The organism is Corallococcus sp. AB032C (assembly GCF_003668935.1).
Lineage (GTDB): Bacteria > Myxococcota > Myxococcia > Myxococcales > Myxococcaceae > Corallococcus > Corallococcus exiguus.
This window is the reverse complement of record NZ_RAWP01000013.1, coordinates 32,303-46,494: the sequence shown is the minus strand read 5'-3', so window position 1 is coordinate 46,494 and position 14,192 is coordinate 32,303. Positions and strand designations below refer to the sequence as shown.

Here is a 14,192-nt window from a genome sequence, read left to right as displayed (position 1 = left end):
TGGAGGACGCGACTGAGCCCCTCAACGCCCGGCCCGGCGCAAGGCAAGGCGCCGGGCCGCGAGCATTCCAACCAGCCACCCCACCCAGGCGGCGGAGGGCTCTGAGGAAGGGGATGCACTGGCGCAGCCCCCGCCCCCCACGTTCGGATCCGGATCCGGGTCGGGATCCGTCGTCGGGTCCTCGGGCTTGACCCGGATCTCCAGCGTGTCCGTGTCAACGAGCAGCGGACCGACGCTCACGGTCAGCTCGAAGTGCATCGGCGTTTCGCTCGAAACGATGGGCGCCAGGAACCACGCGGACGCGGTGCCTCCGCCCGTCAGCTCCACGGGCGGACCATCGAGCTGCCGCCACGTGTACGTCATCACGGTCCCCGACGCGGTCGAGTGTCCCGAGCCCTGGAGCGTGACCGCCGCGCCACTTTCGACGAGCTGATCCTCACCGGCGTTGGCGCTCGGCATACAGGTGCCCGCGTTGGGGATGACGGCCTTGAACGGCTTGCCGACCACGCCCGACAGCACGACGTTGTCCACCTCCCAGCCATGGGACTCCACGTACCAGGGGGAGCCGAACCGGAACCGCAGCTGGACCGTCTTCCCGGCGAACCGCGAGCCGAAATCCAACTTCGTGCCCTGGTTCATCCGTGGCCAGAGGCTGCTCTGCGCGACGTATGCCTGCTGTCCGCCCAGGGGGTTGCTCGTGGTCGAGTCGAGCTTCCCCCCGTACCCCGGTTCGGCATGCTTGCTCACGTCCTCCCAGGTCTGGCCACCGTCCTGGGTGAGCTCGATCACGCCGCCCGTCCAGAAGGTCTTCTGGCCCGTCCAGGAGTCCACGTCGAAGGCGAAGCGATGCCGGTGGTCGAACGTCACCGTGAAGGGTGCTGAGTCCGACACCGTGAGGCGGGGCGACACCAGCGCCGTGTCCGCGAGGTCCGGGCCGTCCGCGATGAACCAGACATGGTTGGCCGCATCCACCGTGCTGTCCGGGGCCAGCACCCGCTGCCACGCCTGGTCCGCGGCCCCCTTCAGCACCACCGTGCTCCACGCCGTCGAGGGGCTCTCGAAGGTGTCCGTCGTGGCAGCCTCCTCGTCGTGGTCCACCTTGAGGACGTGCCGGAGCGGAACCGGGGCCTGACAGAAACCGGAGCCGCTCGGAGTGAGCGTCAGCTCCAGGTCCCGGGGGCGCGTGGGAGCGACGGCCAACTCGATGGGGATGGCCATGGAGATGGACCCGAAGGGCGGCACCGAGGGGACCCACAAATCGTCCGTGGGGAGGATCACCTCGCCGGGCCGGTTGCTGACGACGGTCACGGGGGTCCCCTCGGATTTGACGGGCCCCAGGTTCGTGATCTTGAGGTGCAGTGAACCCGCCTCCCCGGCATCGAGGATGCCATCCGGCACCGCGTCGCACGTGCGGCGGGCATCATCCACCTTCACGAACTCGAATCTCAGGTCCGCCTGGACCGTATAGGCCTCGTGGACCTCCGTGAAGTTCAGGGACCTGCGTGGAGGGGAACGGGCGCAGGTGCCCGCGCCCCGCCCCGCGAAGGCCTGGGCCAGGAGGTCCATGTCGCGCGGGTCCTGGCTGCCAGCCGCCATGAGCAACGCGTCGCGCTGCTCCGTGAGCGTGGGGTCCACGGGCGCCGCCACCATCCCGGCGACGACGTAGTCCGCCATGCGCCGCTTCGCCTCCGCGAAGGTCGAGCCCGTCTTCTCGGCCTCGTCGAGCAGCGCCAGGTAGCCATCGAAGAGCATCGAGGCCCAGACCTCGCCCGCGTTGTGCGATTCGGAGTTGAACCCGCCGTTGTCACGGAGCGGGGGCTCCACGGGAAGGGTTTCGTCGTCGCTGAGGTGGCGCAGGCGGAGCGCGTTCTTCGTGGGGTCGCGGGAGTAGGGGGCCCGGCGGATGCCGTAATAGAGGCTGTCGCCAAGGACATGCGCGGCATATCCGCCAATCCCATACGTGCCGTTGTAGTTGAAGGCGTCTTTCTCCCGGACCATCAGGTGGAGCGCGATGAAGTCCCCCCAGCCCTCGCTCTGCGCGAGGCACACGGGCAGGTGGCAATCCACCAGCCGCAGGTGGAGCAGGTGTCCCCACTCGTGCGACACGATGGTGTTGTCAATCGTCCCGTCCCGTTCAGGGTCTGACGTGATGCTCATCGTCCCCGCCACCGGCCCATTGGCGAGCAGGCCCTTCAAGGTCTGCCCCGTCTCATACGAAACGGACATCAGCGGAAGGGTGGGATCGAGCAGCGGATCCGACTCGAACATGTTGGGAGGAGGGGCGCCCTCGGTGTGGTTGAGGACGATGAGGCCGGCCGCTCCCGCGGCCTGGGCATTCACCGCCTTGAGCTCGTAGGAGCAGTTGCCGCCCCGGTCGGCCAGGACGATGGCGCCCGAGACATCATTCGTCAGCGCCTGGCACGCGGTGGTCACCGACGCGGAGCCGCTCTGCGCCAGGACGAGCCGGAGCGAGTCCAGGTGGAAGGTGCGTGGGCCGAAGTTGGCCCGGCCCGTGGCGTAGTCCACCTCCGCGACCTGGAACGACCGGGTCTCTGGCATCTCAAAGAGGTACATCTCCATGCGGGGAGGCAGCCCGTCATCCGGCACGTAGATGGCCGCGTTGTTGCGGACCTGTGGGTTGGGCCCCTGATTCTGGGCCTCGGCGAGCAGCGCGTCGCCCTCCAGGCCGCCCCGGCCGTGGTTGTTCCGCTGCGCGTTGCCCTTGGCTTCATTGAAGCCAGACGCGTAGTAGTAATCGTGCAGCCAGTTGGTCGTGTAGAAGAGGCTGGTGATGGCGGCCTGCGTCTGCGACGGCCGGGCCAGGGGGCCCAGCGTGGGCTCGTAGTCGTAATGGAAGTCCCGGGTGGCGGGATTCACGAAGGCCCAGGTGTCGGAGCCCTCGGTATAGCCATCCGGGTCGGAGTGGTCCGCATAGGCGGACACGTTGTTGCCGGAGGTGGTGGTCGCGCCCGGAGGCAGCCAGGAATCCACTCCGCCCGCATGGGCGCGTCCGTCCACGGTGATGTTTCGCGGGGACTCGAACGTCTCGTTGGGAGTTTCATTGGGATACGGCGTGAAGTCCCGCAGGGGACCGTCCTGGGGCGTTCCGTCCGCGTCCGCCCAGACGCGGTAGGAATAGCTGTCATGGAAGATGCGATTGCTGCGCTGGAGCGTGCCACCCTGGTCGGCATCCACCAGGTACTCGTAGCCGCGCCGGCCTTCCTGCCCGATTCGCTCCGCGAGCACATCCACGGACCAGGCGGGCACGAGCCGGTCCGCCTGGGGGAAGTACACCTGCCGGACCTCGGCGGGGACGACCAATGAGACGCCCGCGCGCTTCACGCCCCGGCCGGAAGCGAGGTCGAACCGCTGGCGGCCCGGCGTCGTTGCCTCCGCCCGGGCCACCACGGCCGTGTCCTCCAGCGTGATGCCGTAGAGGTCTCCCAGCGTGGCGGCCACCGCCTGGGCTGCGGACGTCCGGAAGGCGCTCCGGGCTGTCGCCCGTGCACCCTCCACGCCGTCATGCAGGTTGCCGGTGATGGCGACGAGCGACAGGTCGCGCGTCATCAACACCTTCAGCTCGTTGCGGACCACGTCGATGCCGCCCACGCGCTGGCGGAAGGCCACGATGATGCCGCCGCGGCCCGTGTCGTGGACCCGGTGCACGAAGGCGGCTTGCAGCGCGGTGGGGGACAGCCGGTACAGGGACGCGTGCTGCTCCAGGTACCGCCGCGCGGCGGCTTCAGGCGTTTTCTGCCCAGGGCGGGCGGCAGGTGCTCCCAGCGGTGCCCACGCCATCGTCGGGACGCCGCGCTCCGCGTCCCTGGCGACGACGGTGAGAGGCTGTGATGCGTCCGTGACGTCCCCGGCCTGCGTTCCCAGGCCGGGGACCTTGTCAGCGGGGGCTTCCGCCGCGCAGCCCATCCAGAAGGCGAGCAACATTCCTCCCGTGGCTGTGCGGCTCCTCAGATTTTTGAGCACCTTGGGCCCCCCATGTCGCGGTTCTTCGCGGACGCGTGAATCCTGCCATCAATCGCAGATGTCGGTATCCCGCAGCCGGCTGAGCTGTCCGACGGCATTGCCTTTCAGTGAGCGTGCGTAGATTCCACCCACCCAGCTCCCGCCGGAGAAGTTGACGTTGGCATTCGGGGCAAGAACCGTGCCGTAGAAGCCATAGTCATAGGCAGTGAGGCTGGTGGCATCCGGGAAGTTGAAGAGGACGCCGTGCTCGTCGATGCCGCCGCTGAAGGCGTGTCCGAAGTTGGTGAAGGTCGCGGACGTGCCCCGGACGTTGATGACCACCAGGCTGTTGGCGGGCGCGTTGATGGACAGCAGCGTGGCGCCGGTGAAGTACGAGGCCTTGACGTCGAAGACATTCACCTGCTTGTCCGTGCCGGTGAGCATGACGCCACCCCAGGACTCGCGCGTGGCGGTGCCGTTGGCGGGCCGGGCGCCCAGTTCAGCGGAGAGTGCCCGCAGGGCGCTGCCCTGGTTGGTGAAGTTGATGGGCGTCGCCCGGGCCACGTTCCCACGGGGATAGAAGACGTTGGGTTCCTGGGCGAGCTTCCCGCCGTACCGGGCATCCCCCCAGACATAGCCATTGGACAGGGAGAGGGTCCCGCCCGCGACCAGGACGTTGGCCGTGTCGGTCGAAGGCAGCTTCTCTCCCACGGAGAAGTTCAGGAGGGAGATGTTGCGGCCCGCGGCCAGCTTGCCCTGGACCTCGTTGCCCTGCTGGTAGTCCTCCAGCACGAAGAGGTTGTACTCGCCCAGCCGGATCGGGATGCAGGACGCGGAGCTTTCGTCCCCCACCGTGACGGTGATGCTGGTGAGCACCGTGCCGTTGCGGATCATGACGGTGGCCATGCCCTTGGAGACGCCCGTCAGCGTGCCGTCAGGGGTGATGGTGGCGATGCTCGTGTTGGAGACCGAGTAGAGCGTGCCTCTCGAGGGCGCGGAGATATCCCTCACCACGCCGTCCGTGTACTGGCCGTTCGCCACCAGCTTCAGCTTCGCGCCGGGGCCTCTCAGGACGGCATCCCCGTTGAGAATCTGGATGGAGCTCAGCTGGGCGGAGCTGCTGACGGTCAGGGGGAGGCTGGCGGAGCGCACCATCCGACCCTGGCTGTCGATGCCGAACGCGACGAGCGTCAACGCGCCGAGCGCCTGCGCCGGAATCCGGAACTGGGTCGTGAACGGCCCCGACTCGAGGACGGAGGCCGCGCCCTCGGTCAGGATGAGGACGGTCTCTGGCTGGAAGCCCACCGCCCCGGCGACGCTCACCGTCACCGTGCCGCCCGGCGAGACCACGGTGCCGGGCTGGGGGGACGTGATGACCACGGTGCCCGTGGCGGCGGTGGCGATGGCCTCACGGGCGCGCTGCGGGGTTGGCAGCGCGGTGAAGCCCGCGCAGCCATTCACCGTGGGAACCGTGCTCGGCCTGGGGATGGAGGTGGCGAAGAGCGGTCCTCCCACAGGGCTGTTGAGCAGTTGGAGGATCCGATCCCGGTGGCCCGCGTTGATCTGGACCTTGAAGTGCTCCGTGTTCCGGTTCGCCAGCGTCACGGTGAAGGGGGTGATGGCCGTGCTGCCCGTCACGGCGCCGCCCTGCTGTTCCGCGGTCCCGGCGAAGATGTCGTGCGGGTCGTTGCAGAACAGCGTGCTGTCGGGACCCAGGATGAGCTTCTGCCGCAGCTGCAGGGACTGGCCGCGGGAGTCCGGATGGTAGGTCTCCATCTGCTGGTAGAGCACCTTGATGCCGTCCGGAAGGAGGCCCAACGTAGCGGTCCGTTGCAGCGGCTGTGCTCCCTGGCCGGTGATGAAGTGCGTGGGGACGTCCGTCTGCCGGAGGTTGTTGATGAGCGCGCTGCCCACCTTGAGGTCGTCAATGGCCGAGCCGCCATCGACGTCGAGCGAGATCTTGTGGGGTATCGCGAGGGCGTCCCGAACCAATCCCCAGGGGCCGGAGGGCTCGGCCTTGAGGATGTCGCGCATGCGGACGAGCTCGGTGGCCATGCGCGTCCCCTCATGGGGCGTGTTCAGGCTGATGAGCCGGTTGATGTCCCCCTCCTTGAAGGTCGCGACGCTCCGGTAGTTGGCCGAGTCGACGTACTTGCGGGTCAGCAGGCCGCCCGCGCCGTGGGCGACGACGTCCACCTGGGTGACGGCGTTCTGGCCCTGACGCATCTTGGTCAGCGCCGAGTAGATGGCGTTGGGGACCGCGAGCTCGTTGGCCTCCAGGGTCAAGCTGGCCGAACTCGTCGCGGAGTAGTCCGCGCACGTCGTCTGGAAGAGGCTGCTCGCGGCGAGGCCATCCGTCGCCTGCCAGGCGGCGCACGAGGACCAGAGGTCGTGGACGAGCACCAGCGGCGGCCGGACGATGGAGAGCTCGACCGTCGACGTGTAGCTCGCTCCCGACGCGGGTGTGTAGATGCCGGAGAGCGTCACCAGGCGCGAGGTGGCGGTCTCGAAGCCCCCGCTGTTGAAGTCCGGGGGGCTGGTGTAGAGCGCGAACGCGTAGTGCACGCCGCCCACGGGAACGGTGGGGACGGTGACGGAGGCCGCCCGGGTGGTGGTCCCGACCGCGCCCAGGCCGCCGTTGGCCGGGCTGGTCCCGCTGAGTGAGAAGGTCATGGACCCGGCGGAGGGCATCTTGGCGCGCACCAGGACCTGCGTCACGCCGTCCGCGGCCACGCCCTGGACCGGGGGAATCGCCGCGGAAGACGGCGCGGACAGCTGCGTGACGTCCGTCACCACGGCGCCCGTATACGGGTGGATGAGGGTCGGGTTCGGGTTGACCACCTCCATGCTGGAGAAGGTGATGTTGTCGATGACCACCGCGGAGTCGAGGACGCCGTCGCCCAGGTCGCTGATCTCGAACTCGATGGTGACCTGCCCGCCGCGCAGGACCTCGAAGTTGACGGTGCGGAAGTCAGTGATGCCCGCATCGGGGAACAGCATGATTTCAGGCGGGTAGGTGGCCGGGAAGAAGTCCACCCCGGACGGGTCGTCAGAGAACAGCGTGTCGTAGCCGGTGCCCGCCGCGCGCGTGGAAGAGACGTCGAAGAACTGCGCGCTGTTCACCGACGAGTCCGCGACGGTGCGCGTGCCCAGCCCGTCGATGACGCGCGCGGTGAACGTGTCGTTGTACTGCGTCCCGACATACTCGGGGGACTCGGCGCTGAGGAACCGGAAGTCGAAGGTCACCCGGTTGCTGCTGGCCGGCACGTTGAGCGTGACGCGGTAGAGGACCTTGTCGCCCTCGACGCCCTCGGGCGGGTAGTCCGTGCCCGGCTCCGGCAGGTTGGCGACGTTGATGTTGCCCGTGCTCATGATGAACAGCGAGCTGCCCTTGCGCGGCAGGATGTTGCCGTAGGAAGGCGCCACCATGGCCCCCTGCGGATTGGGGCTCGTGAGCGACGCGCTCGCCACCACTCCCACCGGCAGGTCCAGCGCGGAGTTGACCTCCGCGATGGTGGCGAGCGAGGCCTTGACGGTGCCTGGCTTCGCCAGGGCCTTCTTCGCGATGCGCTGGCGCTCGGCCAGGGCCTCCGCGCTCAAGACCCGGAGGGGCTTCTCGGGAGTGGTGGGCTCGGGAGGATCTCCGCATGACGCCAGGGCGACGAACAGCGGGAGCAGGTAGGTCTTGAACGGCTGCATCGGGTTCACTCCGTGACGTTGAACGCGTGGGTGCTTCGCGAAAAGGGAAGGGCGTCCCCACGGCGGCAACGGCACGGCCACCCCACGCTCGAAAGCCGTGGGGTGGCCGCATCAGCCATGCCGTGGGGGCTGGGGTTACTTGCGCTGGAGCGACAGCTGGTAGTCGCGGTGCCAGCGGCTGGGGAGCCGGGCCAGCATGTCGCCCGTCTTGGGCTGCTGCGCGATGGCCTCGTACTTCTTCTGGATCTGCCCGTCGCCCACCAGGAAGCCGTTGGCGTACACCGCCGTCTGGTCCTCGCCGAGCAGGGCCTTCTCCGTCTTGGAGCCGACCTTGACGTTGTAGACCTTGCCGGTGAACGCCTCGCGGGTCACCGCGGTGAGCTTGCTGGGGCCCGTGCGGGTCATCACCAGGTCCCCCGTGCGCAGGTCGCGGGCCTGCACCATGCCGCGCGCCACGGCCTGGATGGGGTGCATCTCCGTCATCAGCAGGCTGCGGCCCGCCTCGTCGTGGATGCGCACCATGGGGGTCGTCTCGATGCCGACGGCCGTGTCCATGATGGTGAGGGACGGGTTGTAGGGGTTGGTGACGTGGTCACCGGCCTTCAGGGACTCGATGGCGGCCGGCTTGCCTTCGGCCATGGCGATTTCGGTGCCCTCGGCCAGGCAGCTGTTGGTGACGGTGATCTTCTTGAAGACGTAGTCCGGGCGGACGGCGGCCGGGTCGTTGCTCAGGGTGATGGAGGAGCGGTACTTCGTACCCGCGGAGATGAGCGGCAGGGAGATGAGCGCGGTCAACTTCGCGGAGTCCTGCATCTGGCGGCAGCCGTCATCGAAGAAGGCGGCGTTGGTGCCCGTGAGGTCCCAGGAGAAGGTCTTCTTGTCCGTGCTCAGGGTGACGCGGTTCCAGAACTGGTTCATCTTGCCCACGAGCGTGTTGCCGTCGGTGACGTCGCAGCCGCCGCCCGTGTTGGTGAGGATGAGCTTGAGGTGGCCGGCGTCCGGGCGGGCCACGCCCGAGTTCAGGTCCGCCTTGAGCTGGGTGATGACGGCGTCGTCGAAGACGTGGCTGCTGGTGACGGAGATGGAGCCCTGCAGCGGCAGCTTGACGGAGTTCAGGTTGCCCGTCAGGTCGTAGTCGCAGTCCTGGGTCCAGGTGCGGTTGAGGCACACGGAGATGAGGTTGTCGTTGAACGCGACGTCGAGCGGCGCGAGCACCGTGAGGCCGCCCAGGCGGGGCGCCTCGTTGACGACGGGGCCGCCTTCGACGCCCATCTCCGTGAAGATGTACGAGTCCATGACGTTCTGGCCGGCGGACTCCTCGACCTTGTAGGAGGACACGCGGTAGCGCTTGAGGGTCGTCAGCGCCAGGTTGCCCGTGGCGTTGATGGTGACGTTGTAGCCACCGTCGAACTCCTCGCGCCACGCCAGGTCGCCCAGCGCGTTGCCGCTGGAGTCCGAGTAGCTGGTGTCGACGTAGGTGTAGATGGCGCCGCCCGGGAAGGTGGAGCTGGCGGTGCCCAGGCCGTCATTGGCCACCGCGGTCGTCTCACCCGTGCTGGCCTCCTCGATGAGGTGCATCTCCTGGCGGTCCGCGGTCCCCACCAGGCTGTTGGCCTCCGGGGGCAGCAGGCCGGGCGCGTAGCCACGGGCCACCTGGTCCTGGCGCCGCTGCTCCAGGGCCTTGAACAGGTAGGGCGAGTTCTCCGGCGTCTTGCCCGCGAGCTTGAGGCGGGACAGGGCGAAGCGGTGCTGCGCCGGGTCCGCCAGGTTCAGGCGGATCCGCACGTCCGGCTTCGCGATGGAGTGCAGGTACTTCTGGTCGGAGAGGTAGGTGGTCCACTCGGCCCGGCTCAGCCGGCCCGGTTCACCCAGGCCCTGCTGGTTGCGGCCGTGGAACTCCGGCGTGGACTCCTGGGGGTTCGACGTGCAGCCGGACAGCAGGCTCAGGCCGGTGCCCGCGAGCACCAGATAACGACGCATGCGCATCATGTTGCATCCTCCTTGCTTCAGACGATGGGGTAGGGACGCGAGAGACGAGACGGCTTGAAGGTCACTGGCAGGCGTCGGCGTAGTCCGGGCAGCAGTCGCCGTACTGGACGCAGCTCTCTTCGCAGAAGCAGCCGTAGCCGGGGCCACCGCACAGGCCCCTGCAGCTGGCGACCGTGTTGCTGCAGGTGTAGTTGCCCTGGTTCAGGTCGCTGAAGAGGAAGGTGTTGGGGGAGCCGCGCGTGTCCGTGACGCACTCCAGGCTCGCGGAGCCCTTGACGTTGGCCTCCACCTGGGTGGTGCGGGCGTTGAGGTGGTCCGTCAGGTATTGCGCGGCGACGCCCGCGACGTGGGGACTGGCCATGGACGTGCCGTCGATGACGTTGGTGGCGGTGGTGCTCCCAATCCAGGCGCCGAGGATGGTTACGCCCGGCGCGAAGATGTCCACGCAATTGCCGAAGTTGGAGAACCACGCGCGCCGATCACTGTCGTCCGTGGCGGCCACGGTGATGGCCCCGGGCGTGCTCGCCGGAGAGCGGGTGCACGCGTCCGTGGACTCATTGCCCGCGGCGACGACGAAGGTCACGCCCGCGTTGATGGCGTTGGTGACGGCGGCGTTGACGGTGGGGGACACCCCGCCGCCCAGGCTCATGTTGGCGACGCAGGGGCCGTTCTGGGTGGCGCAGTTGGCGCGGACGAAGTCCACACCGGCGATGACGCCCTCCCACGTTCCGCCGCCGCCACAGTTCAGCACGCGGACGGGGTGGATGCGGGCCTTCTTGGCCATGCCGTACTGGGTGCCCGCGGCCGTGCTGCTCACGTGCGTGCCGTGGCCGTGGCAGTCCTCCACGCCGCGCCCGTCGTTGATGGCGCTGAAGCCGTTGCCGATGCGGCCGGTGAACTCGGTGTGGGTCGAGTTGATGCCGGTGTCGACGACGTAGAGGTGCACGCCGAAGCCGGTGCGGCCGTGGTCGTTGTAGATGCCGTCGCGGCCCAGCCGCTGATCCACGCGGTCGGTGCCGTCCGCGGGGCTGGGGAAGGTGGTGTTGATGCTGACGGCCGCGTTCTCCTCGATATAGGCGACGGCCGGGTTGCCGCGGAGCCTGGCGAGCTCCGTGGCGTCCAGCTTCGCGGAGAACCCGGGCACGATGGAGTACTGGTGCATCAGCGCGTTGGCGCCGCCCGCCTGGACGACCTCCGCCACCGCGGTGTCGATGGCGGACGTGTTCACCTCCGACTCGAAGACCACGATGTACTCACCGGAGATGGCCAGGCCCGGAGGCGCCGCGTTCAGGGGCGCCACGCGGCTCATGAGCTTCGCCGGCGGCGGCGTGCCGACGTCCTGGGCGCCCGGGTCGCTGCATCCGCCCAGCGCCAGCGTGAGCATGCCCATCCAGGGCAGGAGTTGGCTTCTCATGGCGGTGGCGCGGCTGGTGCGTGTCTGGTTTGTCGGCATGTGGCCTCCTGTGCTGCAGGTGTGGATGTGCCTCCGGCGTCGTGGCCGTGGGGGCCGAACGCGCTCGGGCGGAAGGTGGGTGATGGGTGCGGTGGGGCAGGGGCGGGTGCCGTGCTCCACCAGGGCGATGCTGTGTGCTGTCCGGCACAGACCGGGTGTTCGCGTCTTAAAGACACGACCCGGAATCAAGCTATGCAATTTTTATCAGAATTCACGAGGAGTGAATTGTTATTGCGTGGCTGTGCGGCGCCGCATCGTGGAAAACCGCATCAGGCTTCCGTGAGGATGCGGCTGAGGCTCAAGTCGAGCTGGCTCTCCACGGAGCGCAGGACGCTGGTGAAATCCTGGGAGGAGAGGTCCATGCGTTCCTTCAACAGGCGCCGCGTCTCGTCATGGACGTCCTGCTGGGCGCTCTGGAGCCACCGGGACGCGGTGGATTGGTTGACGTTGAACAGGGCGCCAATCTTGGTGGTGGACAGCCGGTCCACGAAGTGGAGGCGCAGCAGGTACCGGGGCTTGCTGGACAGGGCGGCGAAGGCGTCCTCCATGGCCTGGCGGAACTCGCCCTCGTAGCGCCGCTGGATGGCCTCCGTCTCAGGGTCTCCCACGGAGGCGGGCAGCGACTCGAGGATGGCCTCGTCGCCCGTCGCGTCCTCCTCGCGCGCCGTGCGCAGCAGGTTGAGGGCGGTGCGCACGGACACGACGCGCAGCCAGTTGGCGAGCGGGCTGCGGCCGGAGTACTCCGAAATCCGCGGAGGCCTGTTGGTGCGCACCAGCAGGTGTTCACGCACCTGTTGCCGGACGTCATCCAGCACGGCCTCCGTCAACTTCATGTGACCCAGCGTCGCCGGGATGTTCGCGATGTAGCGCCGCTCGAACGCGGCAAGCGCCGCGGGGAGGCCCTCGGCGCAGGCGCAGGCCAGGTAGAGGTCGCCAGGCGTGAGTTGAGCGAAAAGCCCCGCGATGCCGGTTCGGACAGACGGACTGGGTGTGTGTGTGGCCAGGGAAGCAACAAAGGCATCCTGGGAGAGGGGAATGTCCGGCCAGGGCCGACATCCTTCCGCCCAGACCCGAAGCAGCACGCCCTCCAGGGCTTCAAGTTGTGCTGCCTCTTCGACGTGCCAACCCGCGCGCGACAGGAACGCTGGTGCGAGTTTCATGCTCCCCCCCTTCACACGACGACCTGATTATGCCTTGAGTTCTCGTTTTAAGGCTAGTCGTATGGTCATGGCCCTCTGGAACCACGAAACATCGCGATGGATCCGGAACATGAACGTTACATGCGAGGCTGCCGCTGGCTGTTTCGAGGGGGGGATGAGATTGCCGTCCAATTGCCTATGCGATGAGGACGTGGTGGCCCTGTTCGAGGGCCGGCTGCCGGTGACGGCGAACGTCCTGGCGCATCATCATGCGGCTCGCTGCACCGCGTGCCGGGCGCTGCTGGTGACGCTCGCGCATGGAGACGCCCTTCCGCCGGAGGCCCAGCCGCTGGAGGGAGGAGGGCGCTGTTCGCGTCGACCTTGCGTGACAGGCGCCACCTGGACGCCACCGGAGGTCCTGGACGGGTTCCGGTTGGAGCGGCTGTTGGGGCGGGGGGGCATGGGGGCCGTCTACCTGGCGCGGGACGCGTCGGGGGAGCGCCGGGTGGCGCTGAAGGTGTGTGTCGCGCTCCAGCCGGATGCGGGAATGCTCGCGAGCTTCGCGACCGAGGCGCGCGCCATCGCACGGATCCAGCACCCGAACGTGGTGACCATGTATGGCGCGGGTGAATTCGACGAGCGGCCGTACCTCGTCTACGAGTACGTGGACGGAAAGAGCCTGGCGGAGCTGCGGACGCCACTGCCATGGCAGCGGGTGCTCGACATCGCGGAGGGGCTCGCGTCAGGGCTGCGCGCCGCGCACCAGGGTGGGGTGCTGCACCGCGACCTCAAGCCCGGCAACGCCATCCTGAAACCCGACGGCACGGTGAAGCTGATCGATTTCGGGCTCGCGACGTTCGTGGGGCGCGGAGTCACGGCGCCGCGAGTGGCGCGGGAGGTGGTGGGGACGCCGCGCTACCTGGCGCCGGAGATCCGCATGGGCGAGTCCGCGACCCCGCGGAGTGACCTCCACGCGCTGGGGTTGCTGTTGTTCGAGCTGTGCACGGGCCGGTTGCCTCCGGCGCGGCGTGGCCCGGCGGCGCTGTTGACGGAGTGGATCCCTGGAATCAATCCGGGCTTCGCCGCCGTCATCGCGTGCTGTCTCGCGGAGGACCCCGCGGAGCGATTCGCGCAGGCGGACGTGCTCTGCGCCGTGCTCAAGCACCTGCGACCGTGGATGGCGTCAGTCCCGCCGTGCCCAGAGCACATCCCAGGTCCAATCCGGGAAGGTCTGCCCGGGGCGGATGATCCGCACCCGCAGCTGAGTGGCGGCGACCTGGGCGCCCTGTCGTCGCGCCTCATCGAGCAGCTGGGTGCGCAGGCCGGGCCCGTCCACGTCGCTTGCGAACAGCAGGCCTGACTCCCCCACGGGCTCGGGCGGGGAGAGGCCTGGCTCGGCGGGTTGGAGTCCCCAGGCCTCCAGGACGTATGGGGGGCACGATCAAAGCATGGGGGAGAAAGGCTTCTTGAGGGTCAGCGTGAGGCCAATCTCCCGGCCATACGGGAGGCGGCCCGACAGGTCCCGCCCGTCCTGGAAGGGGACGTTGAAGCGGAGGCCCACGGAGCCGTAGACGAAGCCGAGGAAGGGCGCCACGTGGAGCGACGTCGTGGGCCGGTGGGCCGCCGTCCCCGTTTCGTGGGCCACGCCGGTCTCCAGTCCGAAGAGCAGGAAGGTGCCCTGGACTCCGCCACACAGCCGCGCATGGTCGCCGTCCATCCACTGCCCCTGTCCAAAGACGCCCACTGCGCCCGACCTGAAGGAGCTCATGCTGTTGTTGTGCATCGCCACGTTGAGCGTGGACTCCAGGCCCACGCCCCAGGTGGTGTCCTCCTGGCGGCGGCTCACGCTCAGCAGCGGGCCCACCGTGAACCAGGGTTGCGGCGAGCCGTCGTAGTGAGTCGACGCGGCTGGGATCATCAGGGCGAGCAGGGCAAGGGCGTTCATCGCGCCA

The 14,192-nt window shown here is 68.4% G+C and carries 7 protein-coding genes; 1 reads left to right on the top strand and 6 read right to left on the bottom strand.

The window, feature by feature from the left end; translation table 11 throughout:
• Positions 1 to 21 precede the first annotated feature (21 nt).
• The 5 genes from D7X99_RS08100 to D7X99_RS08080 all read right to left on the bottom strand — a co-directional run bounded on the left by D7X99_RS08100 (position 22) and on the right by D7X99_RS08080 (position 12,261).
• Positions 22 to 3,942 (bottom strand): M36 family metallopeptidase, encoded by a 3,921-nt coding sequence (locus D7X99_RS08100; protein WP_121777256.1) that lies wholly within the window; start codon positions 3,940 to 3,942, stop codon positions 22 to 24.
• A gap of 87 nt (positions 3,943 to 4,029) precedes the next feature.
• Positions 4,030 to 7,659 carry a choice-of-anchor A family protein gene (locus D7X99_RS08095; protein ID WP_121777255.1) on the bottom strand — a complete coding sequence of 1,210 codons (3,630 nt, stop codon included), beginning with the start codon at positions 7,657 to 7,659 and terminating at the stop codon, positions 4,030 to 4,032.
• Positions 7,660 to 7,794: 135 nt separating this feature from the next.
• The gene (locus tag D7X99_RS08090; protein ID WP_121777254.1) at positions 7,795 to 9,648 is read right to left on the bottom strand and encodes a Hint domain-containing protein; all 1,854 of its coding nucleotides are present in this window, start codon (positions 9,646 to 9,648) and stop codon (positions 7,795 to 7,797) included.
• A gap of 61 nt (positions 9,649 to 9,709) precedes the next feature.
• Positions 9,710 to 11,101, bottom strand: coding sequence for a S8 family serine peptidase (locus D7X99_RS08085; RefSeq protein WP_233613192.1), 1,392 nt, complete (start codon positions 11,099 to 11,101; stop codon positions 9,710 to 9,712).
• 269 nt (positions 11,102 to 11,370) lie between these two features.
• The gene (locus D7X99_RS08080; protein ID WP_121777253.1) at positions 11,371 to 12,261 is read right to left on the bottom strand and encodes a sigma-70 family RNA polymerase sigma factor; all 891 of its coding nucleotides are present in this window, start codon (positions 12,259 to 12,261) and stop codon (positions 11,371 to 11,373) included.
• A 193-nt stretch (positions 12,262 to 12,454) separates the two neighbouring features.
• On the opposite strand from D7X99_RS08080, the gene D7X99_RS08075 reads away from it, so the two are divergent.
• Complete coding sequence (locus tag D7X99_RS08075; protein WP_158626952.1) at positions 12,455 to 13,600, top strand: serine/threonine-protein kinase; 1,146 nt, start codon at positions 12,455 to 12,457, stop codon at positions 13,598 to 13,600.
• Between the two features lie 81 nt (positions 13,601 to 13,681).
• On the opposite strand, the gene D7X99_RS08065 is transcribed toward D7X99_RS08075, so the two are convergent.
• Positions 13,682 to 14,185 carry a hypothetical protein gene (locus tag D7X99_RS08065; RefSeq protein WP_147476066.1) on the bottom strand — a complete coding sequence of 168 codons (504 nt, stop codon included), beginning with the start codon at positions 14,183 to 14,185 and terminating at the stop codon, positions 13,682 to 13,684.
• Positions 14,186 to 14,192 lie beyond the last annotated feature (7 nt).

Coding starts and splice junctions, on each gene's coding strand:
- D7X99_RS08100 (WP_121777256.1), bottom strand. CDS start 3,942: ATGTTGCTCGCCTTCTGGATGGGCTGCGCGGCGGAAGCCCCCGCTGAC.
- D7X99_RS08095 (WP_121777255.1), bottom strand. CDS start 7,659: ATGCAGCCGTTCAAGACCTACCTGCTCCCGCTGTTCGTCGCCCTGGCG.
- D7X99_RS08090 (WP_121777254.1), bottom strand. CDS start 9,648: ATGATGCGCATGCGTCGTTATCTGGTGCTCGCGGGCACCGGCCTGAGC.
- D7X99_RS08085 (WP_233613192.1), bottom strand. CDS start 11,101: ATGCCGACAAACCAGACACGCACCAGCCGCGCCACCGCCATGAGAAGC.
- D7X99_RS08080 (WP_121777253.1), bottom strand. CDS start 12,261: ATGAAACTCGCACCAGCGTTCCTGTCGCGCGCGGGTTGGCACGTCGAA.
- D7X99_RS08065 (WP_147476066.1), bottom strand. CDS start 14,185: ATGAACGCCCTTGCCCTGCTCGCCCTGATGATCCCAGCCGCGTCGACT.